Annotated in this window: 23 protein-coding genes; 11 read left to right on the plus strand and 12 right to left on the minus strand. The window is 55.3% G+C overall.

The window, feature by feature from the left end; translation table 11 throughout:
- Nucleotides 1-18: 18 nt before the first annotated feature.
- The 7 genes from SH421x_RS20020 to SH421x_RS20050 form a co-directional block, all read right to left on the minus strand.
- A complete protein-coding gene (locus SH421x_RS20020; RefSeq protein ID WP_488851788.1) occupies nt 19-930 on the minus strand; it encodes a sugar phosphate isomerase/epimerase family protein in 912 nt (303 codons plus the stop codon).
- An 80-nt stretch (nt 931-1,010) separates the two neighbouring features.
- Nucleotides 1,011-2,009 (minus strand): HTTM domain-containing protein, encoded by a 999-nt coding sequence (locus SH421x_RS20025; RefSeq protein ID WP_488851789.1) that lies wholly within the window; start codon nt 2,007-2,009, stop codon nt 1,011-1,013.
- Entirely contained in the window at nt 2,006-2,668 is a 663-nt protein-coding gene (locus SH421x_RS20030; protein ID WP_488851790.1) for a hypothetical protein, read from the minus strand. Before SH421x_RS20030 ends, SH421x_RS20025 begins: the two co-directional genes overlap by 4 nt.
- 190 nt (nt 2,669-2,858) lie before the next feature.
- Entirely contained in the window at nt 2,859-3,326 is a 468-nt protein-coding gene (locus SH421x_RS20035; protein ID WP_488851791.1) for a hypothetical protein, read from the minus strand.
- A 410-nt stretch (nt 3,327-3,736) separates the two neighbouring features.
- Complete coding sequence (locus tag SH421x_RS20040; protein WP_488851792.1) at nt 3,737-4,378, minus strand: hypothetical protein; 642 nt, start codon at nt 4,376-4,378, stop codon at nt 3,737-3,739.
- A 123-nt stretch (nt 4,379-4,501) separates the two neighbouring features.
- Nucleotides 4,502-6,004, minus strand: a complete 1,503-nt coding sequence (locus tag SH421x_RS20045) for a hypothetical protein (protein ID WP_488851793.1) — start codon at nt 6,002-6,004, stop codon at nt 4,502-4,504.
- 236 nt (nt 6,005-6,240) lie between these two features.
- Complete coding sequence (locus SH421x_RS20050; protein WP_488851794.1) at nt 6,241-6,774, minus strand: hypothetical protein; 534 nt, start codon at nt 6,772-6,774, stop codon at nt 6,241-6,243.
- A gap of 210 nt (nt 6,775-6,984) precedes the next feature.
- Between SH421x_RS20050 and SH421x_RS20055 the strand changes: the two genes are divergently transcribed.
- The gene (locus SH421x_RS20055) at nt 6,985-7,509 is read left to right on the plus strand and encodes an ATP-dependent Clp protease proteolytic subunit (RefSeq protein ID WP_488851795.1); all 525 of its coding nucleotides are present in this window, start codon (nt 6,985-6,987) and stop codon (nt 7,507-7,509) included.
- 69 nt (nt 7,510-7,578) lie between these two features.
- Nucleotides 7,579-8,892, plus strand: a complete 1,314-nt coding sequence (locus SH421x_RS20060) for a hypothetical protein (RefSeq protein ID WP_488851796.1) — start codon at nt 7,579-7,581, stop codon at nt 8,890-8,892.
- A 133-nt stretch (nt 8,893-9,025) separates the two neighbouring features.
- Here the strand turns inward: SH421x_RS20060 and SH421x_RS20065 are convergent, their stop codons facing one another.
- Entirely contained in the window at nt 9,026-9,994 is a 969-nt protein-coding gene (locus SH421x_RS20065; RefSeq protein ID WP_488851797.1) for a hypothetical protein, read from the minus strand.
- A 213-nt stretch (nt 9,995-10,207) separates the two neighbouring features.
- Between SH421x_RS20065 and SH421x_RS20070 the strand changes: the two genes are divergently transcribed.
- From SH421x_RS20070 to SH421x_RS20090, 5 genes are all read left to right on the plus strand, one after another.
- Entirely contained in the window at nt 10,208-11,359 is a 1,152-nt protein-coding gene (locus tag SH421x_RS20070; RefSeq protein ID WP_488851798.1) for an FAD:protein FMN transferase, read from the plus strand.
- Between the two features lie 36 nt (nt 11,360-11,395).
- The gene (locus tag SH421x_RS20075) at nt 11,396-11,863 is read left to right on the plus strand and encodes a GNAT family N-acetyltransferase (RefSeq protein ID WP_488851799.1); all 468 of its coding nucleotides are present in this window, start codon (nt 11,396-11,398) and stop codon (nt 11,861-11,863) included.
- A gap of 158 nt (nt 11,864-12,021) precedes the next feature.
- Nucleotides 12,022-12,342 (plus strand): YbjQ family protein, encoded by a 321-nt coding sequence (locus SH421x_RS20080; RefSeq protein ID WP_488851800.1) that lies wholly within the window; start codon nt 12,022-12,024, stop codon nt 12,340-12,342.
- A gap of 189 nt (nt 12,343-12,531) precedes the next feature.
- On the plus strand, nt 12,532-13,764 hold the full coding sequence (locus SH421x_RS20085) for a protoporphyrinogen/coproporphyrinogen oxidase (RefSeq protein ID WP_488851801.1): 1,233 nt from the start codon (nt 12,532-12,534) through the stop codon (nt 13,762-13,764).
- Between the two features lie 10 nt (nt 13,765-13,774).
- Nucleotides 13,775-14,413, plus strand: a complete 639-nt coding sequence (locus SH421x_RS20090) for a YdeI/OmpD-associated family protein (RefSeq protein WP_488851802.1) — start codon at nt 13,775-13,777, stop codon at nt 14,411-14,413.
- Between the two features lie 20 nt (nt 14,414-14,433).
- Here SH421x_RS20090 and SH421x_RS20095 read toward each other — a convergent pair whose 3' ends face one another.
- Nucleotides 14,434-16,164, minus strand: a complete 1,731-nt coding sequence (locus tag SH421x_RS20095) for a DUF1598 domain-containing protein (protein WP_488851803.1) — start codon at nt 16,162-16,164, stop codon at nt 14,434-14,436.
- 1,136 nt (nt 16,165-17,300) lie between these two features.
- On the opposite strand from SH421x_RS20095, the gene SH421x_RS20100 reads away from it, so the two are divergent.
- Nucleotides 17,301-17,630, plus strand: coding sequence for an Hpt domain-containing protein (locus SH421x_RS20100; RefSeq protein ID WP_488851804.1), 330 nt, complete (start codon nt 17,301-17,303; stop codon nt 17,628-17,630).
- Between the two features lie 21 nt (nt 17,631-17,651).
- Here the strand turns inward: SH421x_RS20100 and SH421x_RS20105 are convergent, their stop codons facing one another.
- Nucleotides 17,652-20,033 carry a TlpA family protein disulfide reductase gene (locus SH421x_RS20105; protein WP_488851805.1) on the minus strand — a complete coding sequence of 794 codons (2,382 nt, stop codon included), beginning with the start codon at nt 20,031-20,033 and terminating at the stop codon, nt 17,652-17,654.
- A 154-nt stretch (nt 20,034-20,187) separates the two neighbouring features.
- Between SH421x_RS20105 and SH421x_RS20110 the strand changes: the two genes are divergently transcribed.
- Together SH421x_RS20110 and ygfZ are read left to right on the plus strand one after the other, a co-directional pair.
- Nucleotides 20,188-21,444 (plus strand): lactate racemase domain-containing protein, encoded by a 1,257-nt coding sequence (locus SH421x_RS20110; RefSeq protein ID WP_488851806.1) that lies wholly within the window; start codon nt 20,188-20,190, stop codon nt 21,442-21,444.
- A complete protein-coding gene (ygfZ, locus tag SH421x_RS20115; protein ID WP_488851807.1) occupies nt 21,441-22,415 on the plus strand; it encodes a CAF17-like 4Fe-4S cluster assembly/insertion protein YgfZ in 975 nt (324 codons plus the stop codon). The genes SH421x_RS20110 and ygfZ overlap by 4 nt, the downstream gene beginning before the upstream one ends.
- A gap of 179 nt (nt 22,416-22,594) precedes the next feature.
- On the opposite strand, the gene SH421x_RS20120 is transcribed toward ygfZ, so the two are convergent.
- Both SH421x_RS20120 and SH421x_RS20125 read right to left on the minus strand, forming a co-directional pair.
- The gene (locus SH421x_RS20120; protein ID WP_488851808.1) at nt 22,595-23,092 is read right to left on the minus strand and encodes a hypothetical protein; all 498 of its coding nucleotides are present in this window, start codon (nt 23,090-23,092) and stop codon (nt 22,595-22,597) included.
- A 40-nt stretch (nt 23,093-23,132) separates the two neighbouring features.
- Entirely contained in the window at nt 23,133-24,758 is a 1,626-nt protein-coding gene (locus tag SH421x_RS20125; RefSeq protein WP_488851809.1) for an HD-GYP domain-containing protein, read from the minus strand.
- 418 nt (nt 24,759-25,176) lie between these two features.
- Between SH421x_RS20125 and SH421x_RS20130 the strand changes: the two genes are divergently transcribed.
- Nucleotides 25,177-25,677, plus strand: a complete 501-nt coding sequence (locus tag SH421x_RS20130) for a DinB family protein (protein ID WP_488851810.1) — start codon at nt 25,177-25,179, stop codon at nt 25,675-25,677.
- Nucleotides 25,678-25,701: the final 24 nt, after the last annotated feature.

Below are 25,701 nucleotides of genomic sequence, written 5' to 3' on the forward strand. Positions count from 1 at the left end.
GCTGTTATCCCCGATTGCTTAGGCAAGCGCGGCGCGGAGTTGCTCGATATACTTCGGGCACTCAATGCGGGGATCTTCGTTTTCTTCGTATTCCAAGACGACGAAGCCGCGATAGTTAGCGTCACGCAAGATTTTCGCGATCCGGTCAAAATCGGTCGGGACCTTTTTGCCGTCCGGCCCGGATACGACCACTTTGACTTGCACATTCAACGCATAGGGAGCAACCTTGGCGAGATCACCGTAGATGTCGTCGCCGTGGAAGTTGCCGGTGTCTAAATTCACGCCAAACCAGGGGCTGTCGACCGCTTTGACTAGCTTCAATAAGCCTTCGACGGTCGCTGTTGGGCCGCCGTGGTTTTCGAGCGCGAGAAAGATCCCTTGTTGGGCGGCATAGTCGCAAGCTGCCTGCATTCCTTCGACCATCAACCGATGCGACTCGTCAGGCGAAACCCCTTTTTTCACATGGCCGGCAAAAATGCGAATCACCGGCGCTGACAGAATCGCGGCGTTATCGATCCACATTTTGAGGTCAGCAATTTGCTTGTCGCGCTCGGCGCCGGCTGGATGCCCAAAGTCATTGCCGACCGCGGTGCCGCTGATGCTCATCCCTTGCAAAAAGGCCTGATGCTTGTATTGGCGCAATTGAGTGGGAGAAACATTCGGCGGAAAGTAGTACGACGTCAACTCGGTTCCATCCAACTGCATTTTGGCGCAGTCATCAATGAAATCGGCGATCGTTAATTGTGGTTTATCCCCTTGCAACAGCTTGCGATAGCTATAGGCGGCCAGGCTCAACTTGAACAGCGGCGCAGTGCGATTGGCGATTGGCTCGGCGGAGGATGCGACATGCGGTGCGCCCCAAGCAGCGGAAGCGGCGATGGCAGTTGACGCGGCGATCCATTGACGGCGATTCAGCGTGAAATCGTTCACTGGGCAGTTCTCCTTACCGGCAAGTTTTTGGGCGAGACTGGCAGTTAAGAGTCCAAGCGCGACGGGCTCTCGACATGCAGTTAAACGGAGGCGGGAATTCGATCAGCGTCCGCTGTCGCTTTGTTGTCCGCGGTGGCGACTGCCGATTTCGGCCGCACGACCAGCGGGGTGAAAAACGCGAGGTTTAAGACCAGCATGAGCAACGCAAACAGCCAATTTCCGCTTGCTAAAGCGTACGATATCCAGACCGGAAAGGATACTGCGATCATCAACGGGCGAAGTGGTCGGACCCAAATCGCAACGGGATAGGCGAGTTCAAACAACACGATCATATGCGTCCAAGCATACACGACCAGCGGATAATCGCGGAGGAACTTGAAATCAACCAGCGGAGAATCAGGCCGAGCGAGCACGTTCCACATGGCTGCGCCGTTCCACCAGATGTAGCTCGCGCCTAACTTGCTAAGCGCCATCATCACGAAAAACATCGAGACATGAACTTGGATCAAACGAATCGCGATATTGGCCGAGTAAGTTTTGCCGATCGCCGGCTTCCCTTTGCGTTGACGCAGCAGGTGATCAACCGAGTAATGCGCGCCGCACGGAGCCAGACAGAGATAAAGCAGCAGCGGACAAAGGAGCGGTTCGATCAATCCCGTGAGCACGATCGGCGAACGCTGAGCGTATGACAAGACCAACAGAAATGACACAATCGAAGTGACCCGCGAAAAAAGTCCCGCTGCCAGCGCGATCAACATGGTGATCGTGAACGCGTGCAGCATCCACAGATCGGTCGAATCTTGAAAATAATAAAGCAACGACCAATAAGAAGCGTTCACCTCGGGGTCGGTGATGCCGGTGATCTCATAGACGCGGGCAACCGGCAAAACGCCGTCGGCGGCGAACCAAAACGTCAAATCGGCCGTGTAGCCAAGCACGTACAACAGCGCGATGCAGGCAATGCCGATGCGGAGCAAGCTTAACGATTTGGCGTCAGTAGCGCGAAACCAGAACTGGGTCCAGGCCTCAGTAACGCAGCGCGAAAGATCAGCGAAATATTCTTGGATAGCGACGATCACGATTGGCTCCCCACAGCAGGCGCAACATGTTCCAGCGACGAACGTTTCAGAACTCGAACTTGACCATCTCGATCAAGCCAAACGTCGGCCTCATAGGTCGTCTCGAAATAGCCGGGGTTGTTGTGGTCTTTGGCCCCATCAACTCCCAATTCCATCGGTTGAAACATATGCCGGCGAAGCCGAAAGACGCCGCGCGTGGCGCCGGTCTCTTGAAATGCTTTGGCTGCCAAAGAGGTGGCGAATTGAGCCGGCGCCGCATCTTCGCCAAGGCGAACTTGCAGCGCGATATAGATCGCTAACATCCGCAGGCGCTGCTGGGCTTGCGAGCCATCGGCAAACTGATCGTTGAACGATACAGTCTCACCGGCCCCCACTCCCTCGGTTAATTCAAGCTGTAGCAGATGATCGTCGCTGTAGGGTTCGCCGCTATGAATGTAATACGGAGATCCAGTCACGCTGATCGCGAGCGATTCGCCCATGACTGCTTGAAAGAGCCCCCCGAGCCGCATGTGCAGACCCGACATGTATTCGTTGCCTAGCGGACAACTGAGCAAAACCCACAATCCAAACAGATAGGCAATCAACGCGAGCGAGAGGATCGATCGAGTATTGCTGGAAAGCGGCAGCGGGTCGGGTGTCGTCGGTTGGTTGGACGTCATTTGCGATAATCTAGGGAAACAGGAAAACATACAACGTCTTCTAGTCTAATCAAACGTCTGCCGTGATAAATTGGGTAAGCGCATAAAAAAATCGGACTCCCAAGTTGGGAGCCCGATCATTATCTGCCTCTTAGGGTCGTGCGGCGCTGGTTGTCACAGGGCAACCGTCATCCACATTTCCCCATGTCGACTAGCGACGGAAGCTGACGGTGTGAACGCGAACCGGCATGCGAATGCTGGCTTCGGCCGGCGGGGCCGGAGCTTCGTCGCTCGGGCTAACTTCGGCCGGAGCGGCCGGAGCTTCGGGAGCAGCACAGCTCGGTTCCGGGGCGCAGCAGGTCGGTTCCGGAGCGCAAGCCGGTTCCGGCGCACAGCAGGTCGGTTCCGGGGCGCAGCAGGTCGGCTCGGCCGAGCAGCTGGTCTTGCAGCGATGACCGAACAGGCCACAGCAACGATCACGATGAGCGAACAAGCCGCTACATTTCTCACGGCAACGATGACCAAACAGGCCACAGCAGCTCTTTACGCCACAGCAAGCCGGAGCTTCACTGCAACCATTGCAACCCCAGGCGGCGGTCGCCTCACGCTCACCACCGACCAAGGAAATTCCGACGATCGCGAAGAAGATCGCGATGCCAAGTCCAAAAATGCGATTCATGTCAGAATCCTCCAAGAAACTCTACTGTATTTGAAGCGTAAGGGGGGAACCATCACGCCACAACTCAAGAGCCGTACGTCGTGCCCTCTGCGAGGGCATGGATAACGACCGCGGCCACAATCCGCGACTGCTTATTCAGCGAACATCCTGTGATAAAGTTTGCCGAATACGCAGGTCGCATGCACTACGTAGCATAGGTCGTTAAATTATCAACTCCAGAAGCGAAGTCAACCAGCCAAGCCGGAATTTAGAAAAATTAAGGCATGCACGTAAGATTATGAACATTTGCCGGATAGGCATGTTTTAACCCCTACAAGCGCACAAAAAAAGCCCTCGAAAACGAGGACTTTGGCCTGCTAGCACCCTTATGGATCGATTGGAGCGGCAAATTACCGCCTCCCCCCTTATTACTATCGTTGGAAATATTGGCTACCAGCCCCTTCGCCCGGTCGAGCGGTGTGACTGGCCGGCATAACTTCGGGGGAAGTATTTCCGCCGCGACGCTGAATTTCGCGCTCGGCCAGCTTTTGGGCTTGGAACATTTCCTGGGGATTTTCAAATGGCAACACCAACGGCGGCTCGCCAGCGAACAACTCGGTCGCCATGCCGGCGACGCGCCAGCCGCCTGCTTCGCGGCGCATGATCCAGACAATTTCGTACGAGACCGCTTTGCCTTGCGGGTCAACGTCAAACCAATGACTTTCGACGTGAGCCCCACGCTTTTCGGACGTGATATAGATCGTCTCACCTACTTCAAACTTTGCGCCCACAGCGCCAACCGGATCGATAGCGAGATTGTGCTTGCTCGTTTCGTCGCGTGCTTTTTGCGTCAACAGTTTTGACGTCAATTCTTTGTTGCCATCACGGAGCGCCGCGAGAAAGGATTCGACTGCGGTTTTTGGATCGACCGAAGCGATCGCAAGCGGATCTTGAATCGAGCTTACTTCGATGTTTTCGTCGCTATTTTCCGCGGTAGAAGCGGGTTTTTGGTTGTTACAACCTACCAGCAATAGAGCCGCCGACAGCAACAACAGGGATCGTTGTAAAAGCATGGATTCTCTTCCTTCCTTGGAATTCCGCAGCATCGCACGAAGGTGCACTTCGCAGGCGTAATCTTGCAAAGCCGGCGATCCGAGTCAATGTCAATCGCTGACCTTCTCTTCAAGAGCGCACTGCTAGCCAGCCCCCAAGCCGCGATCGAACGCGTCTTGTTCGCGTTGATAGACTGCTAGCGTCGAATCAAAGGTTTGGCTCGAGACGCGCCAGACCGGTGATTGATCCGTATAGGCGTTGGCATGAGCCACCATCAACCGATAGAGGAACTTGAACAGATGCCGTGGAACACGCAACGAACGAAGCGCTTCGAGCAGACGCTGATCCGAGACCGAGTCATCGACCAGATCGCGCAAAGTAGGCGCTGGCGTTTTGTCAGAGACCGCCGCTAAACGCGCGTTGGCCACATCCTGCAACGCTTCGCTCGACCACTGCAAAGACGGAATCATATTTTGCTTGTCGAGTCGGGCTCGCTGATAAAATTCTTTTGTCTCCCGATCAACAAACTGGGTCAATTCGATCGGCAGCAGCAATTTGAAGCCGATGCCTGGCTGTTTTAAAAACTTATTATCCAGCATCGGCCAGAGCAACAATCTCATCAGTTCGGGCGAACCATTGATCAGATGCGGCTCGTCAACGCGGTCAACAATGACCACAATTCCGGTGCAACCAAGCGAACGCAACACGCCAAAAAACTTGTCCAGCATCTCATAGCGATCGTCGGTTCGATCATGCGTGGGGAGCGGTTGCGACGACAATTCGGGGAGCGTGAAGTTCATCAACAGCCGGCTGAGCGAGAAAACCTCGCGATTGCCGGTACGGACATGATTGACGATTCCCCATGCTTTCCAGGTAGCGCGCAACGCTTTCCAGAGCCAAGGAGACCAGCCGGCGACAAAGATCAACAGCATCAGCCACCAGGGGGGCTGAACCCCCTGCGATCCACCCGAAATGAGCAGAAACAGCAGCCCGATGGTAACGAGGGTCATACCGACGCCAACCGCAAATTGCCACCAAGCTTTGGGATTCCAGAACCGCAGCTTGCTGCGCAGATGCTGCCAACGTTCTTTGAAGGTCTCGGCGGTTGATTGATCGTAACAAGCGGCCAACAGCAGCAGATCGCGGGCCTGGCTACGATCTAGCTTGCTCGCTTCGCTCGGCTCGATTTTGCAAGCTGACGGCTTGGCGTTGCGTGTTTGCAGGATCTGATCGGTCAACTGAGTGACGCCGATCGACAGGATCGAGTCCATATGATCCCACAGTTTCCACTGCTTCAGCGCTTTTTCTGGATAACGATTGCGGCCGTACATCCGATCTCGGAAGCGATCGAGATAGGGATTGAAGTCATCGTATTCGATGATGTAGACGCGTGATTCAGGGTGATCGACGTTGTGTTTGGCGACATGCTCGACAATCTGCAAACGCATCGCAGTTTTGCCGGCGCCTTTTTCACCAAACACGATCGAGGTAGAGGGATCGCGGGGATCGCCGTACACCTTTTGCCAGGCCGGGTGATAGGTGCTGTCGATACAGCGGCTTTTAAACACCGTGTCGGTTTGCGCGTCTTCGACGGCAAACGGGTTCGAGTGGATGCCGTGATGTTCGAGAAACTGTTCAACCTTCATCGATTCGCCTCGCCGATTTCTGAAGCGCTGAAAACCAGCGTTTTTATCGCTTCTGTCGTCAAATTACTTACAATCAGCCCGGTCCGCTTGAATTGACCAAACTAATATAGCTCTCGACTAAGCAAAAGGAGGGCCACGGCCAATCGCAGGGTGAATTCTTTTTCAGTTAGCATGGCGACAAAAAAACGGACGATTTCTCGTCCGTTCGTTTCGCTCGCATAGAGTCCGCTGCGGCGCTACTTTACTTCCAGACTGTCGACCATCGCTTTGAACGCTTTTTCATTGTGGTCCACCGTCGCTTTGGGGCCGGTGAACTTGATGAAATACTGTCCTGCCTTTTCGCTCTTGATGATCGCCCCTAGCATGCGATAGTCTTTTTTGACTTCCGCCTGAGCAAATGGGCCGCGTTGATCACGGAAATCGCCTGAAATGTCGACCAGATAGACCGTTTGGCCGGCGACCTTTTCTTCTTTCATTGGTTGTTTGACGGCGCCGGCGAACTGACCAACCCAACGATCCACGTTCGCTTCGACGCTTCCGCCAGCACCCATAATGGTAATGCGTCCCGCTTCGCCCCCTTCAGCGGCGGCTGGCGCTGCAAATTCAAAATCAATGATCCGGACTGCCGGCTCTACTTTTTTCCAGCTTTCAGGAGCGACTAGCGACATCTTGCCGTCCGATAGTTCCAACTTCGCTGGTTCTGCAGCATAGGCAGCGCTGCCAAACGCGATCGCCGCAACAAATGCGGCTAGAATGTGATTTTGTCGCATGGATAACCTCTCGTAGGATCTTGGTGAGTGAGTAAATTTGCAGGCTGAGATTCTCGTCGCCGCAGCGTTCAGCCCTCTCTTTATCATACAATGCAACGCAGGGGGTTCGCCTCCCCTGGGGACGATTTCGGCCCGATTCCCGCTGAACCGATTTGTGAGTAGATTGCCGAATTGCAGTCTTGCCCCCTTATTTTCAAGTGAGAACGCCGCGTGAATCACGACGAGGAAGAGAACCAAGAGCCAGAAAAGTACGAAATCGCGATCTCGGGCGAGTTGGGCGAAGATATGTCTGACCTTTACGAGAAGCTGCTCGCCGTGCCGGAAGATGGAGAATGCACTCTCTATTTCGACTCGCCTGGCGGCAGTTCGTACGCGGCTTCGGCGCTCGTTTCGTTAATCAAGTTGCGTCGGCTCAATGCGACCGGCATCGTCATCGGCGAATGCTCCTCCGCCGCGCTCTGGCCTTTCGCCGCGTGCAACCAGCGGTACGTCACGCGCTGGAGCGTCCTTTTGTTTCATCCGATGCGTTGGCAAAGCGAAGAGAACATCCCGCTGGCCGAAGCGCGCGAATGGGTCCGACACTACAAGTTCTTGCACGAAGAAATGGATGTACTGCTAGCAAAGCTGTTTGGCGTTGACGAAGAGCTGATCAATCGTTGGACCCACCCCGGCAAGTTTGTCACCGGCCCCGAATTGGTCGAAGCCGGGTTGGCCGAATTGGTCGAGCTTTTATAAGCCCCTTTTGTTACGATCAGCGCAGTGTCCCTAAAAGTTTCGCCTTCCCCGACTGGCGTTCGCTGATCGATGTTCGTCCGGCTCACTACCTTTGTCCACTTCTGCTGCATCGCTGCGTTGCTCTTCGGCTGCGGCGAAAAGCCGCTGGTGCACGACCCGAACAAACCGGGCGACTATGGCCGGCTAACGTTGACGCGTCAAGTGAACCACCCTGAGTTAACGCGCCTGCTTGACCCGATCATCGGCGCCGGCCAATCGCCACAAGGTCTAGAAGCAGCGATCACCACCGGACTCGATCCAGCTAGTAACGGCGTCGTCGCGCTGATGAAGATCTATCCCGGCCCCATCGCCGACCAGATGGTCGACACCACCAATGCCTGGCTCCCCAACCAAGACTTTCAATACGCGCCGCTGACGCTGGAGAAAATCAACGCTTACATCGTGCGTCATCAAGACAAACTTGATCGAGGTCGCGCTGCACTACGGATGCAGCAGTGGAAATACTTCTGGCAACCGACTGCCGGCTACTTGGCCGACGTTCATTTTGTCGAGTGTACCCGAGTAGCGGCGCGGCTAGAAATTTTCTCTGCAGCCGTCGCGATTGCTGATCAAGACTTGGACGCAGCCGCCGAACACATCGCATTTGCCTTGGAACTGGCGTCGCGACTCGGCCAAGTGAATCACGTCTATGCGCGCCGCATCGCCGCCGAGTTGCGTCAAGCAGCGTTTCCGGCTGCCGCTGCGTTAGCAAAGCAAAGCGCTGTCACTCGCGAGCAACTTTCGACCATCGCCAAAACGCTTGCCGGCCATGTTCAGGCTTGGCCCGCTGACGCTGACGCTTGGATCGCCGATCGAGCCTGCGGCTTGCATCAATATGAAATGATTCGTGACGGCCAGTTCCTCTCGACATTGCCCCGCGAAGATTACCAGCGACTGAAGGCCGAAAACGAATTAGATGCAACGGTTCGAGCCGTCTCCCGCAATCTCAACTTCGACGAAGCGGTCTACCTGCAACAGATGCACGAGATCATCGAAGCAGCTCAGCTTCCGTTTCATCAACGGACCGAACTGCTGTCGCACCTTCATACTCAACTGGCCGCGCTGGAGGGAACCAACGACTACCCGCCGGTCGCCGCCCAATGGCTGTTAGTCGACATCGCCCAACAGCAACGAATCGCGGCCCGCGACCAAGCGCTGGCGACCGCCTGGAACTTGGCCTTGCAACTGGCGCTGGGCGAAGAGCCGCCGCAATCGCCGCCGATCAATGATTTAACTGGCGCGCCGTATCAGATTCGGATCGAACCGCAACGCATCGTTGTCGCCGCAGTCGATGGAAGCGGAGAAGACGAGATCATCTTATTACCCCGCTTCGCTAAGCCGTAAGCCGATCACCGTTTTCTTGGGCGCCTATCAGCCAGCGGCTTGCAAAGCGATGATTGACTCTTTCGGTTTCGCCAACTGCGCCGCCCTGAAATCGCTTCTTGGGCTGTTGCTGCGTCCCATGCCGCTTCGCATATTACCGATAGTTGCCGTGGCAATCCGAACAAGAAGCGGCGATTGCGCCGCCAGCTTCGCGAGCCAGCGCTGGGTCATCATTCTTGACGGCTTTGACCATGTCGAGGGCTGCGGTCTGCATCTTGTCGCAGAAGCCGAGATAGTCGTCATCGTCATAGTAATCAAAACCTTCTTGCTTGATCGCTTGAGCGATCGCGGCGATGATTTGGGCTTCGTGCAGGATCTCGGCTTTATTGCTGCGAAATTCAGCTTCGTTGGCGACCCACTTTTTCAACTTCTTTTCAAAGCCAATATCAAGTCGCTGCATCAGCGGAGGACGATCCGCGATGGTGTCCCATGTCGCCTCGGGATCTCCTTCACTAAAAGCAGGCGAACTGCCGCGCACCATGTCGTCGAGGTCCGTTGAGCGCTGCTTGACTGCGGCGAATGATTGATCGGTTCCTACTTTGCAGACGTCGGCTGTTTTCCAAAAAGCGTCACGCGCACCGAGCGAGGATTCCTTCCAGCGAACATCTTGCGACGTTTCGTTGATGATCTCAAACAACATCGCCAATTCGGTAAAGTTCCGACGGCAAATGGCGTATCCACCTCCTTTGAACTCACGAATGTTCATCGCGATCGGAGCCAGCTCTAGATTCAATTGCTTGACTTCGTCCTGAATCACTTCCGGCGTGATAAAGCTCCAATCCTTGCCGCTTCCATTGGATGCCGCTGCGCCTGCTGGCGGCGACATCCCGCCGCCAGACATGCCTCCTCCTGAAGCAACCATCGCTGGCGCCGCTTTTTGACTGAGCGCCGCGGGACGCTGCCCTGCTAACAATTCGCCAAAGACATCCCGGGAAAAAATGAAGGAGGCGCCTGTATTGTCAAAATTGTCCGGCAGCTTCGCGCGCCGCTGCGGTTGTTGCGCAGCAGCCAAACCAACCGCAGAGATCGAAAGCAACAGAGCCAGCAAACGGGCGATACGCATAACGAGAGAGATCCTTTTCACAAGAAGCAGGCCAAAGGGTCAGCGACAAATGCTTTGCGAATAAATGGTCCCAGGCCCCAATTCTGTGGCGAAATTGGGACCTGGGACCATTTATTCGCTGGCAACTCCGCTTTCGCCGACCGAGAGCGCTATAATCGAAGTATCGACGAAGAAACAGTTTTCGGCAAGCAATCCGACGTAAAACAGCTCTGAATGAATTCTCGCAAATCGAACCGCCGTGACTTTTTACGGGGAAAATCAGCCGTTGACGCCCTTCACGAGCTGACCTCCGAACCGTTGCCGCCCCCAAAATCACTAAAACCGGCCGCTCGCCACGCTGGCGAAGGAGCTACAGCCAGCGAAAACGTCGAATCTGCGGAAGCCGCAGAAGACCAGTCCAGTTATCTGGTCGAAGTCAGTCGCGACGCGATGGCCTGCTCGTTTGCGATTTATTTGAACGCCGGCCAACACCGACTTGGCGCCGAAGCGGCGGTCGCGGCGCTCGACAAACTAGAGGAATACGAAGACCAGTTGTCGATTTATCGTTCGCACAGCGAAGCATCGCGACTCAACGCCGCCGCCGATTTTGCACCGATCCCGATCGAGCGAGGATTCTTTGGCCTGCTCGTTCAAGCTCAAGAAATATATACCGAGACCGAAGGCGCCTTCGATGTGACCGCCGGCCCACTCGCCAAAATCTGGGGCTTCTATCAGCGCAAAGGACGCGTGCCGGACGAAACCGAACTTGCGGCGGCGCTAGCCAAAGTTGGCAGTCAGTACTTAACGCTCAACGCCGATAACCACTCGGTCTTTTACCAGCGGCCCGAGATGGAAATCAATCTCGGCGGAATCGGCAAAGGGTACGCGCTTGATCGGATCAGCGAGTTCCTGGTCGCCCAAGGAGTCGACAATTTTCTATTTCACGGCGGCACCAGCAGCGTGCTGGGTCGCGGGTCGCGACTACTGGGCGATGGCGCCGTCGGCTGGCGCGTCGGCGTGCCGCATCCCTTTCTGCCCGGCAAACGAATCGGCGAAGTGGTGCTGCAAAACGAAGCCCTCGGAACCTCCGGCGCCGCGTACCAAACCTTCATCGAAGGAGGCCGTCGCTACGGACACGTCCTCGACCCACGCACTGGCCGCCCTGCCGAAGGCGTGTTGTCGGTCACGATTGTCGCCCCCACCGCTACCGAGTCCGACGCCCTATCAACCGCCTGCTTTGTGATGGGGCCTGACAAGACGGATGCGTACTGCGAGCGGCATCCAGAAGTGGGCGTGCTGTTTGCAATGGAAGGATCGCGGCGGAATACGTTTGAGCTGCGATTTTGTGGAAATATTGCAGAGAAGTTTGTGCCGGAAGCGGTGTGAGACGATAGAGAGATGAACCTTTAGGAGAGTCTTCTTTTGATTTCTATCCGCATCGCGCCAGCCACAGAGCAACAACAGGTACGATCGATGCGAGCAGAATCCTTCGCATCTTTACGAGAAATCTACTCTCCCTTCGCGGAAGTCCTCGCGAATTCAACTCCGCCGGAAAGGGATCAAATCAATGCGATCGCGTTGATCGCCGGAATTAACGTCGGCGTCATCGGTTTTTATTCCGAGGGTAAGCTCCTGCGGATAACCGGTCTTGGCGTGCTGCCTTCATTCCGCCGGCGCGGTGTTGCATCGGCTCTGCTGGACTATGCGGAGCAGGTAGCAATACAGCGAAATTGCCCGGCGCTCGGATTGTTCACGATTCGAGAGACAGGCAATGTGGATCTGTTCTTACGACTGAGATTTAAGGTCGTGGATGAGCAAATCGCCAATTGGTGCGAAAGCGACCTGTTCGATACATTGCACGAAGTTGAAATGCATCGGCCCGTCGAGTAGAAATGCGATGTTCCCAAAGCAGTGAGTCGCAATTTCCCACTGTTCTAGTTTACTTCTTTTAATCGGGTTTCACTGACATTCGGCAAGGCTCAACGCCGTCTGCCGCGAAACGCTCCCCAATCTCAGCAATCGAATTCAAACCACTGCGAAAGCAAACCATGATCGTCACCACCGGAAACGAAATTGCTGGCTACCAAATCATCGAGTATCGCGGCGTCATTCGCGGCATTGTTGTCAGATCCGCCGGGATTGCTCGCGGTTTGATCGGCGGGCTGCGCTCGATCGGCGGGGGCAACATTCCTGAGTATGTCTCGGTCTGCGAAGAGGCGCGGCAGCATGCGTATGAGCTAATGCTGCAACACGCCCAGGAAGCAGGCGCCGACGCGATCATCGGAATGCGCTACGATGCGACCGAATTCATGCAAGGCTCCACCGAAGTTTTGGCCTACGGCACTGCGGTCAAGATTCGGCCGGTCTAACTTCGTAGACTGCATCAAGCATTACATCGCCCGGATAGCTAGTGGAAAGTCAAAGAACGCGCGTCAACGCAATTGAGCTGCACGCCTGCGATATGAAGCTGTTAAAATGTTTTCCGGTGAGGGCGGAACCTCCGAAATTATTGGGCCATTGAAGGACGAACCGGAAACCTCTGGATTGTGAGAATTGGCATGGCGCAGTGGGATGTCATCATTGTGGGAGCCGGCATCGCTGGATTGACCTGTGCGGAAGCACTTCGATCGCGTGGCCTCCAACTACTCGTGCTCGAATCCAGTTCTGCCCCAGGCGGCAGAATTGCGACCGATCGCGTTGACGGTTTTCTGCTTGACCGGGGCTTTCAAGTCTTATTGACCGCTTATCCAGAGGCCGAGCGCGTTCTCAACTACGCCGAGCTTCAATTGCAGCGGTTTGAGCCAGGAGCCCTAATCTGGTACGACGGCGCGTTTCGACGTTTCAGCGATCCCTGGAGACGACCTCGCCATCTCATTGCGACGGCGCTGTCACCGGTAGCATCCATGTTTGACAAGCTGCGGATTGCAAAATTGCGTAGCGACACTACAGCGGGTGAACTGGAGCAACTCTACGAGCGGCCGGAGATCACCACGATCGAGATGCTTCAAGAGCGTGGCTTCTCCCCGCTGGTCATTGAACGGTTCTTTCGACCATTCTTGGGGGGCGTGTTCTTAGAACAAGATTTGAATACTTCCCGTCGTTTATGCGACTTTGTGTTTCGGATGTTCAGCAACGGTGACGCCACATTGCCGGCTGCCGGAATGCAAGCCATTCCGCAACAATTAGCAGATCGACTTCCCGCTGGGGTTTTAAGACTGAACTCTTCCGTGAAGAAAGTCAGCCAGGGAATAGTAGAGCTCTCATCAGGTGAGCAGTTAACAGCCCCACAGATCGTTGTCGCGACCGACGCACCAACTGCGAGCCAACTCACTGGCAATCACTTCGCCGGCGAAGCGAATCACGTCGTGTGCATGTACTTTGCTGCGGATAAGCCACCGATAGAGGAGCCCATCCTGCTGCTCAACGGCGAGGGACGTGGACCGGTGAACAATGTGTGTGTCCCTAGTCAAGTTGCGAAGAATTATGCTCCGGCAGAGCAATCACTGATCTCTGTCACGGCATTCGGTGGAGCGGAAGTGGAGGAGGTCTTGAACCAACTTCGTACCTGGTTCGGCTCGCAGGTCGACAACTGGCGGCATCTGCGTACCTACCCCATCCAATACGCATTGCCCCGTCAAACTCCACCAGCGCTCGAACCGGTGGCGAAAGACCCGCGTATCGCTCCCGGCATCTTCCGCTGTGGTGACTATTGCGACACCGCGTCGATCAACGGCGCCATGGCTTCAGGCCGCCGCGCTGCAGAGGCGTTAATGGTGGACCTCAACTCTTAGAAATCATCGCATGAATCCTAAAGTAGATGAGTATCTAAAAAACGCCAAGCAATGGCCGCGTGAACTTCAGGCATTGCGGAAGATCCTGCTTGCCTGTGAGCTGACCGAGGACTTTAAATGGGGCAATCCTTGTTACACCTATCAAAACAGCAACGTCTTGATCATCGGTGAGTTGAAAGCAGGCTGCGTGCTGAGCTTTCTAAAGGGTGCATTGCTCAAAGATCCACACCAAGTGCTAGCCAAACCGGGCGAGAACTCGCGTGCGGGGCGGGTGATGATGTTCACCGCCGTACGTGAGATCACCCAAGCGAAATCGATCCTGCAAACCTATATCCAGGAAGCGATCGAAATCGAAAAGGCTGGCCTGAAAGTTGATTTCGACAAGAATCGAGAGCTGGAGATCCCTGTCGAACTGCAGCAAAAATGGCGCGAAAACCCGACGCTTAAAACGGCGTTTGAGGCGCTCACGCCGGGGCGAAGAAGAGGCTATCTCCTTCATTTCTCCGGCGCTAAACAAGCGAAAACTCGCGAATCGCGAATTGAGCAAGCCACTTCAAGAATCTTGGCCGGCAAAGGGCTACACGATTGCATTTGCGGGCTCTCCAACAAAATGCCGCAATGCGATGGGTCGCATAAGTCGCTGCAATAAGCAGCGATGTCTTCACACGGCTAGTCCCACCACCACGCTTCCGGCGCCAATTTTAGCGGGACGACGCTCCCTTTGAGATCGGCGTCGAGCACGCCGTATTCGTCGAGCTTGAAGTTTTCGTCTTTCATCAACTGCGACGCGTCGACACGAACGCCGCCGCTGATGCCGGCGATAATATGCTTGTTGTCGATCACTTTGTGGTTCATGATCGTTTCGACTTCTTTGGCGACCAACAGTCGTTCAGGACGGTAGCGACCTTCGACCCCAAAATAGGTTCGCCCCCAATCGCCGCGACCGGCAAGTGATTCTTTTTCGATGATCGCGGCGACTAGCGTAAGATCAAAAACGTTTTGCAGTTCGGCATAGACCGGATACTTTTTCGCCAGCGCCTCATAATGTGCGGTAAAATTGTGGGCGAAGGTTTCGTTGAGCGTGCTGGTTTTGCCCGTATGTACGCGTTCTCCATTTTTGGCCAGCAACTCGTTCTCGCTCAGTACTTGGACGCCGGGCCCGCGAATTTCAAAGATGTCACGATTGTCCGTAGTTGCCACGGCCGAGTAGTTGAGGGCAAACCACCACCGCAGCACGTCCATCGGCGGAGGCGATTCACCAGGCCCCACATCGACCATCGACAGATAACTGGGGACGTCGAGCGTTCCCGCCTCCAATCCCATGCCGATCCGTTTCATGTGATAATCGGCTTCGACCAGGATCCTGGCGACATGCGTATCAGCGTCGACCCCGTAAACTTCGATCTCTTGCTTGCCGAGCGTTTGACGCAAGTCGTTTAGCCATTTATCGCGCTGACGCGGGCTGAGACTTTTCGCGGCCGATTGCTTTAAAAACTCTTGCGTCGCCGCGAGCCGTTCTTGGTAGGGAGTAATCGAGCAGCCAAACCGCCCTTGATCACGCTGCGCGTTGCGCATCACGACGACCAGATCATCCAAACGCAACGTGGGACGCTGCGTCTCGACGCTGACGATGCGTCCCTCGGCGTTGGGTTCCCAATTTCCGGCAGGCCCAGCAAGCACTACGTCCCCGCTCTCGGGATAGACGAGGACGTATTTCACTTTGTAGATGCCGGCGAGTCGCACCATCTCTTCTGTCAGGGGTTCGCCGGCGGCCATGCGCAGATGAACTTCACGCTCTAGGCGGTTGAGCGATATCTTGCGAAGCGGCGAGCTGACCGCAGCGCGGCTGTTGCCTGAATTGCCAAAAGTCGCTTCGCGAATCAGCTCTAGCCGTCCCGACCGATCTCGCAGTTGGGCGCGCTGCAGCGTGCCTTTGGAATCTACATAGACGCCGCTTTCAAACGGCGCGATGGCCCCGGGCCCGCCAAGCAAATCCCAAGACTCAGGCTGGATCGTAGTGGTGATCAAATCAATCAACTGATCAAAGTCAGGCTCAACGCCGCCCCCCATTGCGCCGGGTCGAGCGGTTAACGGCTTCTCTAGCCCGATCAATGTTTCGGTGCGGTATTGATCGTTGGCGATCGAGCGCGCACTGGAGAGTGCGGCTTGCTTGGCGCCGCCGGCGGCCTGAGCACGCGCCAGGCGTGCAAACATTTGATCACGTTGCTCAGCGGTTTTGGCTTGCTTGGCCAGATCGATCGCAGGCGGAAACTCGCCGGCGACCAGCAACGCGTCAAAGTCAGCCATCATCGGATCAGGGCCCTCTCCCCAAACCATCGAGGCCTGCCCCAAACTGACCAAGGCGACAAAGCAGAGTACGACAGGAAAAAGCCGAGACATGGCGTTTCTCTCAATCCAACGAAGAGCACGAGGAGGAGTTTGGCGAACCGAATACGCTGGCGATGACTTGGTTCCAACCGCTAGGGGGGACATCACCAGCTGCTGTCTATTGTCGGCCGTTTGTCGGTCGCGTCAATCAACGAGAACAGAATCGGCCAGAAGTATTGGCGGATGCAAGAAATAAAAGAACCGCTTACCAGCGGTAAGCGGTTCTTTCTAAATATCAGTCAGGCCTACTGTTGTGGGCAATTAGCCACAGCAGGTCGGTTCCGGAGCACAGCAGGTCGGCTCGGCATCGCAGCAGCTCGAACCGCAGCACTTCGACTTGCAGTGGTTCAGCAGACGCTTCAGGAAGCAAGGCTTCTTGCAGCACGGTTCGCAGCAGCTCGGTTCCGGAGCACAGCAGGTCGGCTCAGGAGCGCAGCAGGTCGGTTCCGGAGCGCAGCAGGTCGGCTCAGCGGCACACGAACCACAACCCGAATCGCAGCAGCTCGACTTGCAACATGAAGCCAATTTCGCACGCAGTTTGCCAAACAAGCCCATACGGCAACCACAGGGATCGCAAGGATCGCAGCAGCTAGGGGCGGGTGCACAACAAGTCGGTTCCGGTGCGCAGCAGGTGGGCTCGCATCCGCAACCGTGGTGGCCAAACAGGCCAGCTTCGGCGTTGGCAGCAACGACGGCAAAGATCGAAGCGACAACCAAAAACGCCGGGAGAACAAGACGGCTCTTCATCTGTGAGAACTCCAAATGTCTCGACAATAAAACTAAAAACGGCTCTTGCGGCGCCAGCGTCTCGATAGCATACATACTAAGAGAATCGCCAGCTGGCAGAGATTACCTACTCGTCCATTGATGAACGCTATCACACGCTATCGTCATCCCAGGTCGCCCATATTAACCCCTCGTTGCTGATTTCCTGATCGGATTTATTTTCCTGGTCCGAACGTGCCGAACGGCGCGATTATCCGATGCAAATTGCCCGGAGATCGCAATTTACGCAGTCGAGATCAGGCCGCTTGCCCGTTCGCTCCCCCTCTCAGCTCGATCGGCGTCCGATTTATGACCTAAACTTGGGAAATGATCGCTCATCCCAACGGGCCACAGGCAAACCCACGCCGAAGAGGAGTACGAACATGCCGATTCAAACGATCACGGAACCGCTCTATTCAGAGTTAGGGGATGATCCCGATTTGGCCGAAATCGTCGAGATGTTCGTCGAGGAGATGCCCGACCGCATCGAAGCGATGCTGAATTGCGTCGATAAAAAAGACTGGGAGGGTCTCGGTCGAATCGCCCATCAAATGAAAGGGGCGGCCGGAAGTTACGGCTTTGGACAAATTACTCCCTACGCCGCCAAGCTTGAATCCGACTGTCGCAATCAAGCGAGCGTTGAGGAGATGATCGCCGCATTTCGGCAGCTTGCTGGAGTGTGCCGCCGAATTCGTAGCGGAGTCCCCTGCTAGTTCTCCTGTAGCAAACAGATATCACTTCGTCGCTGTCGCAAAGCGAAGTCGCACAATTCGTCCGGGCAGCGTCGAAATTAAGTCGGTGCTGTTGACCGTCGTCAGCCCGCTCGGCATTTCTCCAAACGACAGACGATCGGTTGCTGCTCCGTCAGCCTGCATCAGATGCAACGTGCCATCTGGTCCGAGCCCGCACCAGCCTCGCTTCGCACCGATCGCAACCGCCGTCATTCGGGGCGAAGCCTTTGGCAACTCAGCGGCTGGCAGAGGATAACTCCAAGTTGGCGCGCCATCTTTCGCTAGTGCGTCAAACTCTAGCATTTCGATTTCAGCCAGCGCCAAGGCCAGCGTTTCCCCCGAGATGAAGTCATAGGCGAGCCCCAGTATCGAGCGTCCCGGTATGCTGATTTCACGGCGAATTTTTCCTTGGCGATCCAGAACCAGAGCTTGGCTTGATGCGTCCATCAGGGCGATCTCACCCGCTCCGACCACCGCCAAATCGCGCAGTTGCAGCATCTCGCGAAAGCTCCATATTCGCTGGCCGCTTTCCTCCACACCGTGCGCGCCAACTTCTCCCTGAAAGGCAACGACCAGCGTCGTCTGCTCGGCGCCGCTTAGTAATTGAGCGTCCGCAATCCCTGGGTGAGAAGCATCACTCGCCGGATAACGATAGAGCGGCTCAAGCTGCTCATCCAAAAGCCAGAGACGCTGCCCCCCCGCGGCAAAGACCGCGACGCGTAGCCCTTTGTCTGACGAGGCGACCCGCAAGCGATCGACCACAACCCCATCTTCTAAGTTGAGCTCATGTCGTGAGATCAACTTACCATCGACGTCGAGTTCGCAAATTGCTCGCCCCGCATCGAGGGTGAAGATGCGTTCGCCCTCTGCATCGCGCAAAACGGCGACGGCCCCGGGTTCCTCAACATCTGTGGTTGACCAGACCGTTTCGGCCGCAAATTGGCTCAGCTCACGGGCAGGCGCTAGCGCGACAGCCGGCAGCGGTAAATCTCGATACGGATTTTTACCGGCCATGGATGCGGTCAGCGCCGCTTGATATAGCTTTTGTTCTGCTTTAGCACTGGCCAGCGACGCTGCGGCGACATCCTCTCCCTTGGCTAAACGTTGGGCGATTCCCCACATCCGTTCTGCTAAGTCAGGCGAAGCGCCAGCTTCAATCAATTGCACGCGCCCCTTGGCGTCCAACAGCACGACGGTAGGAGCGCCCGGGATGCGAAATTGCTTTTGGCCAATTGCCTGGATGTCTCGGTAACTCGCAAAGTTGGCGCCCCATTGTTCAAGCCGTTGTTGTATCTGGGCGCTGGTCGTTTCGCGTGGATCGACCGAAATCAGTTTCACATCCACTCCCGATGCTGGGTTGGCGGCGAAACGGGTCAATTGTTCAGTCATTTGACGACTTGACGGGTGATCATTAATCCACGCTAACAAAGTTGGCTGTCCCAGAAAGTCGGTCGAAATCACTTCTCCGCCTGACAGCCGCTCGAGCGTGAACTCTGGTTGTGATTGTCCCAGCAGGTCATTGGTCGCCGCTTGCGCGGGACGCACAAAATAGGTGACCTGTTTGTCGTCCCCTTTAAGATTGAACAGAAATTCATTTTCATGAATCGGCCCGTCGATCGCCGCATCGATAAAATCGGCCACTAGCGAAATTTTTGCATCGGGATCCGACGCTTTCAGCGCTGAGAGCATCGGTTCTTGCGGATACTCGATCCGACGAAGCAGAAAGTTTTGAGCATCTACAAACATCGTTAGCGTGCCGTTGGGAGTCTGGTAAACCAGGCGATGACAACGGCGGCCATTGATTTCCTCATCGACTCCCAGCACGTATTGAACCGCTTCCTGGGAAAAGTCGGGCATCTCTTTGGCCAACAACATCTCCAACGTAGGCGGCGGGCCAACGAGACCGCCAACCAAAATTTCCGACAAAATCGGATCACTTTGATCCGGATCGAGGTACAGAACTTCTGCGTTAATTTGCTCCGGCGCGGGGCGAACCAGGGCCTGGTGATCCATTTCGGCGGTCGCTTCGTCAAATATTTTGGCGATCAGCCGTTTTCCGTCACAAGCGATCATCACCTGATATGCGTCAATCCGCAATTGATTGGGACGCTTAAATTTGACGGAGAATGGGACGTCGTCAAAGGTAGTTTCCCCCGCTAAGGTGCGGCTGAGCCGCAACGTCCCGCGATCGAAGTAAGAATCGGCTTGGGCATAGGCGTTGGCCATCCCTTGCAGCAGTTCAATCGGCTTTTTGGGGACTTCGGCGGCTGTTTCAGTCGCTGGATTTGCGGTTTTGACGACCGGCATTCCAACCGGAGTGGTCGATTTTTCGCACCCTATCCCCAAACCTAGGCCAACGGCCACAAGCACGATCCAAACTCGCATGACGTCATCCCTTCCGACAAATTTCTGGTCGCAGCACCGGTCCTATTATCATCGATTTAGCGTCTCGGCGTAAACCTCGACTCGTTGACCCCTAGCAACAATCCCTTCTAAGATTGCAGGAATTGTTTCGCTGTCACATCGCGCGTAGCTGGCCATGCAAATCTCACTGTCGTTCGGCGAAAGCCAAAAATTCGAGCTGGAACTGAAAGATGACAAAGTCGTCGCCCTCTGCGATGGCGCCGGACCGACATTGCCGTCGGTCTTGGAAGCGGTCGACGCGGCGCTGACCAAGCCTCCGCAGTTTCCCGGACTTGCCGACGCGACCGTTCCCGGCGACCAGATCGCTTTTGCGATTGGACGTCATATTCCGGCAGTCGACGAAATCATCGCTGCAATTTTGCAGGTAACTGCTCGCCCTGATATGGCCGATCGTCAACTGTCGATCGTGCTGCCGCACGACTCTGCCAGAGATTTAGAAACGATCGTGCAGCAGATGATTGGGGAGCGCACCGATGTCACGGTCGAGCGTCATGATCCTGATGACCGCAACAAGCTGGCGTTTATCGGTGCTACCAAAGAGAATCGCCCGATCATGATCAATCGGTCGCTCAGTGACGCTGACATGGTGATCCCGGTTGGGTTGGCGCGTCTCGATTCGTCGCTCGACTACTTTGGCCCCTACGAGGCGGCCTTCCCCACCTTCACCGATCGCGAAACGATGCAGCGACTCTCGGCGCCTGCATTTGTCGAACAGCCGGTGCTGCGCAAACGCCGGGCCGGAGAAGCGACCGAGGTGGGCCATATCCTCGGTTGTTTGTTTGGAGTGCAAGTCGAAGCGAACGGCCCCGAAACAATTAGTGCAATTCGGGCCGGCGCGATTGACACCTTATCGGCGCAAATTCAAACCGAACTCGCCAAGACGTGGCGTTATCAACCTCCCAAGCGGGCCGCTCTAGCTGTTGTTGCAATCAGCGGCGGGCATGCACAACAAACGTGGGCCAATTTCGCCCGTGCACTTGCGGTCGCTTCCTCTGCCGCCGACGATAACGGGGCGATCATGATCTGCTGCGAACTAGCGACGCATCCCTCGGCGACCATGTTGCAACTTGCCGAACATGACGATCTGGATGATCAGCGCCGCCGAATTCGACGTGAACGAACCAGCGACGCTGTCGCCGCGTTACAGCTAGCGACCACGCTTGACCGCAACAAAATTTATCTGCTTAGCAACTTGCCAGAAGCGATTGTCGACGAACTGAACATGGCGGCGGTCGCCAATCTGGATGAGGCCCGCAAAGTGTGCGAGTACTACGAAACGTGTACTTTCATCAGTCATGGGCAACTCGCTGAAGTCGCGGTCGAAGGGGAAGAGATTTCGAGCGATATCGATTGGGATCAGTACGCACTATGAGTTCGCCAGCCAACAACTCCTTTGCCGATCAATGGGCGATGCTCCAGCAATCCGGGCTCTGCTTTGACGTATCGAGCCGTACTCGCCTGCAAATGTCTGGCGCCGATCGCGTCAAATTCCTGCACAACTTGTCGACGGCTGAAATCAAGAAGCTACCGGCAGGACAAGGTTGTGAAACGTTTATTCCTACGCTGCAAGGGAAAATCCTCGGTCACTTCTTCGCACTGCCGACGGACGATTCGATCTTGCTCTCTGGCACGCCTGATCAAGCCGAAGCGCTGCTTCCTCACTTTCAAAAGTATGCGGTCATTGAAGATGTCGAAGTTGTCGATCGAACCAGCGACACGCACGAATACTTGGTAGCTGGACCACAAGCAGCGAGTTGGATCGAGGAAATGTGGCGGATTACTCCGCCGCAATCGCCGCTGCAAGTGATCACTCTAGACGGCGTGATGATCTATCGCACCATTTACGTTGGTCTGCCGGCCTGGGGCGTTATCGTCTTTGGCGAAGCACGCGAAAAGTTTGCAGGCAGACTCGGCGGCGAAGAGTCGGTCGGATCGCACGAGACTTTAGAAACGCTCCGCATCGAAGCAGGCTTTCCCTTCTTTGGCCGCGATCTGACCAGTGAGCAGCTTGCCCAAGAAGCCGCCCGAGACGCGACCGCGATCAGCTTCACCAAGGGATGTTATCTGGGACAAGAGACGATCGCGCGAATTGATGCACTGGGCCATGTAAATCGTCGCGTGCTAGGAATCAAGTTTGCGTCCGAGCCGAGCGCCGACGCAACCTATGAAGTGGAAGGCAAGCCGGTGCTGCGAGTCACATCGACCACCTATTCGCCGACGCTTCAGCAATGGATCGGCCTGGCGCTGGTCCGCCGTGGCTTCGACAAACTAGGCGAAACCTTGCAAACCTCCAGTGGACCAGTCGAGATCGTGACGCTTCCCTTCTCGTCGAATTCTTTGTAGCCCGATTCGGCGAAACTTTCGCTGCGATCTAGAGCTGTAAGTTGAACGTCCGGTGAATCTGCTTACTTACTGTGAGATTCCGTGATTTATCCGTGCCCTCGGCATTCCGTTTCTTATGGTCGCGCCAAATAGCGTAAGCTACCAAGACGAAAACAAGAGTTTAAGTAGAAGTGTGGAGCTTACGACTTGGGCGCGACGACGTTGGGTGCGGCTGCGATCTGGATGTTCATTTGTCGCTCTTGCCACCAGGTGAGGAACTCTGCGGCGACATCCTCCTGGGTGGGGACCGTCGCATGGCAGATAACTTCTCCTTCGGCGATCGATTCGGCCAGCGTGCTGATGCGCCATTCGAGCTTGATCATTAGCTCAGCTTGATCGACATCGCTCAGCGGAGTAGACACCAGTGTTGTCGCTGATTGCTCATGCTGACGATGCATCCGAATCAGACGAGCGTCATCCGCTTTAAAGAGATCTCCCTCGACGTAGCCGCGACGGAGTTGACCAAGGTCGTTGAATTGGTAGACCGGATCTTGGCCAAAATAGAGACTCAACGCGCCGCTGCTGCGAAAACCAATCGTCACCACGTCAACCTCTTGCGGCGCGCGGTATTCTCCACGGCGGACCAGAGCGGTCGCTTCTTGCAGCAAATCTTCGCGGTCTTCTTCGCTTTTCGCCATATACCTAGTATAGGGCTTTGAGCCTGCGAATCGACCCGTTTTATTTCAGCCAGTCCCGAACGTCAAATACGATTTCAGCAGAGTCTTCGCTGATAATCGCACGAAGCTCGTCACGCGCGGCAAAAAAGGCGTTGATCACAGCGGGATCCCACTGCTGGCCGGCGCCCTCGCGGAAGATCGCATCCACTTTTTCTTCCGGCATTCCCTTGCGATAAGGACGGTCACTCGACATCGCATCATAGGCGTCGGCGACAGCCGTAATCCGAGCCAGCAAGGGGGTGTTAGTTCCCTTCAACGCGTGTGGATAGCCCTTTCCATCCCATTGCTCATGATGATGCAGCACCACAGGCAATACTTTTTCGATCTGCTTTAATCCTTTGAGGATGTTGTAGCCTAACTCGGGGTGCAGCTTGATATGCTCGTACTCGGCGTCCGTCAGACGGCCTGGCTTACGCAGTACGCTATCGTCAATGCCGATTTTGCCAACATCGTGCAATAGACCGGCCAAATAAAGCAAGTTGAGCGACTCTTTATCTTGCCCCATTTGTCGCGCCAAACAAACCGAAAGCCGCGCCACGCGATCACTATGACCGCAGGTATAGGGATCTTTCGCGTCAACCGCCGAAGTCAACGCTTGAACCACGCTGGTGACAAACTCGGACTGTTGACGATAGAGCTCAATGTTTCCGCTGTGGATACCTAGAATTGCACCGACACTGCTTAACAAGCTGGCTTCAACGGTCCCAAAGCCTTTGTTCTCGCAATGGTTAAATGCCATGATCCAGCCGAAGATGTTGTCTCCTTCGGCTAGCGGCACCATGATTAGCTGACGAACTTTCGGGAAGGGCCATTCTTCGCGTGCGGTGATTCGTTGATTCGCAACGAACGGCGCACCCTTTTCACCGAGATTTAAATGTTGAACCAATTGCGATAGACGTTCCGGTTCCAGTGGGCAAATGCCGACGCTCAGCGTCTTCGACTTGCTTTTTCCCTTAGAAGAAACATCGTCATCAAGCTTTGGCAAAAACTGGATTGCCAATCCTTCGCAAGGCAGCACTTCCAGCAACCAATTCAGGGCCAAATCACCTAGCTGCTCATCGCTGCTAGAGATACGCAGATTTTGCGTCAACCCATACAGCAAACTAATTTCCTCGTAGGTCGAAGAGAGACTATCCGAGATCTTATCGATTTCGCTCGAGAGACGTCGCGCCTCATCCTCCACGCTCAGTTTTGACAACTGCAAGCGAGCGATCCGCTCCAAGCTTTGCGTTGTCCAGCGATTTTGTTCTCGGCCCCATTGCGAAGCATACTCAGCGGTCGTTCCTAGTAAGCGAGACAGGGCGTCGATCTGATCATCGCAATCGAACGCTTCACCGATCAGAAACGGACTCGTCGCCACGATCGCGCCGGTATCTAGCGGCATCGCCAAAATGCATGCGCCCGCTTGTTCCGCGATAATTTCCGGTTTTTTTCTTGCCGAAACAGCGCGAACGATTGGCGAGAGATAGTTCTCGTCTCCAGGCGGCTGCATTTCGGCAGCGCGGATCAGCTCGCCGGTCTCGCCATCCCAATAGGTAAAATCAACGCCAAACCAAGTTTGCAGTTCTCGGTTTACTAACTCGAGACGATGCAAATCAGCATGCCGTTCTAGCAATTTCGTCGGCACAGCAGGTGCGCCTGGAAGGGTGGACATAGTCAAACCCATAACTCGGACTGTGCTTACGGATCAATTCCCATAGACAAGGGCAATTTTCCAGGTGAAACATAGGTCAGTCAGGTGGGCTCGGCAATTTCTGATTTCTAATTCGCTCGCTAATTAGTTGGATCCGCAACCATCCGATCAGCGACCGTTTATTCAATACCCGGCTATGCATACCTAATTTGAGCCGGAACCAGCGGCATAACCCTCTTCACCGCTTGCAAACATCGCAGTTAAAGGACTAGCGGCGAATAATCCAGTCATAAGGGGGTGTTTTTGAGAAAGGGGCCCTACGGATCCCCGAATTTCTGCGGATGGTACCGAAGCCAAGGTCTACCGACCCGAAATGAACGCGCCTAGAATGTGGCACTAGGAGAGACAGAGGATGAATTCACTGGAAGTTGCTCTTCATCAAATCCAAACGGTTCGTCGTTACAGTACCGATCTGATCAAGTCAATTGATCACGCGGATTGGTACCGGATGACCGATGAAGGAGTCTCACACATCGCATGGCAAGTCGGCCATCTGGCGATGGCCCAATATCGCCTAGCTCTGCTGCGGTTGCGGGGACCAGCGGAGGGAGATGAGCAACTGATTTCAGCCGATTTCTTACGCGTTTTCGGCAAAGGTTCGACGCCTGTGCCGCAACCTGAGGTTTATCCTTGCCCGGACGAGATTTTGGCAGTTTTTCACCACGTTCATCGTCAGGTCATGGAAGAGCTGCCGAAGTTCACCATTTCCCGCTTGTCGGAACCCCCTGAAGAGCCGCATTCTCTTTTCAATTCGAAACTTGACAGCCTGCTGTGGTGTGGACAGCACGAGATGCTGCACGTCGGACAAATCGGGCTAATTCGTCGCCTGCTGGGAGCGGACTACCGCTGGTAATGATTCAAAATTCAATAAGTGATC

The sequence above is a fragment of the Blastopirellula sp. SH421 genome (genome assembly GCF_057808535.1).

Bases quoted from the DNA above. Each gene is read 5' to 3' on its own strand.
- SH421x_RS20030 (WP_488851790.1), bottom strand. From the start codon at position 2,668: ATGACGTCCAACCAACCGACGACACCCGACCCGCTGCCGCTTTCCAGC.
- SH421x_RS20035 (WP_488851791.1), bottom strand. From the start codon at position 3,326: ATGAATCGCATTTTTGGACTTGGCATCGCGATCTTCTTCGCGATCGTC.
- SH421x_RS20040 (WP_488851792.1), bottom strand. From the start codon at position 4,378: ATGCTTTTACAACGATCCCTGTTGTTGCTGTCGGCGGCTCTATTGCTG.
- SH421x_RS20045 (WP_488851793.1), bottom strand. From the start codon at position 6,004: ATGAAGGTTGAACAGTTTCTCGAACATCACGGCATCCACTCGAACCCG.
- SH421x_RS20050 (WP_488851794.1), bottom strand. From the start codon at position 6,774: ATGCGACAAAATCACATTCTAGCCGCATTTGTTGCGGCGATCGCGTTT.
- SH421x_RS20060 (WP_488851796.1), top strand. From the start codon at position 7,579: ATGTTCGTCCGGCTCACTACCTTTGTCCACTTCTGCTGCATCGCTGCG.
- SH421x_RS20065 (WP_488851797.1), bottom strand. From the start codon at position 9,994: ATGCGTATCGCCCGTTTGCTGGCTCTGTTGCTTTCGATCTCTGCGGTT.
- SH421x_RS20070 (WP_488851798.1), top strand. From the start codon at position 10,208: ATGAATTCTCGCAAATCGAACCGCCGTGACTTTTTACGGGGAAAATCA.
- SH421x_RS20080 (WP_488851800.1), top strand. From the start codon at position 12,022: ATGATCGTCACCACCGGAAACGAAATTGCTGGCTACCAAATCATCGAG.
- SH421x_RS20085 (WP_488851801.1), top strand. From the start codon at position 12,532: ATGGCGCAGTGGGATGTCATCATTGTGGGAGCCGGCATCGCTGGATTG.
- SH421x_RS20090 (WP_488851802.1), top strand. From the start codon at position 13,775: ATGAATCCTAAAGTAGATGAGTATCTAAAAAACGCCAAGCAATGGCCG.
- SH421x_RS20095 (WP_488851803.1), bottom strand. From the start codon at position 16,164: ATGTCTCGGCTTTTTCCTGTCGTACTCTGCTTTGTCGCCTTGGTCAGT.
- SH421x_RS20100 (WP_488851804.1), top strand. From the start codon at position 17,301: ATGCCGATTCAAACGATCACGGAACCGCTCTATTCAGAGTTAGGGGAT.
- SH421x_RS20105 (WP_488851805.1), bottom strand. From the start codon at position 20,033: ATGCGAGTTTGGATCGTGCTTGTGGCCGTTGGCCTAGGTTTGGGGATA.
- SH421x_RS20110 (WP_488851806.1), top strand. From the start codon at position 20,188: ATGCAAATCTCACTGTCGTTCGGCGAAAGCCAAAAATTCGAGCTGGAA.
- ygfZ (WP_488851807.1), top strand. From the start codon at position 21,441: ATGAGTTCGCCAGCCAACAACTCCTTTGCCGATCAATGGGCGATGCTC.
- SH421x_RS20120 (WP_488851808.1), bottom strand. From the start codon at position 23,092: ATGGCGAAAAGCGAAGAAGACCGCGAAGATTTGCTGCAAGAAGCGACC.
- SH421x_RS20130 (WP_488851810.1), top strand. From the start codon at position 25,177: ATGAATTCACTGGAAGTTGCTCTTCATCAAATCCAAACGGTTCGTCGT.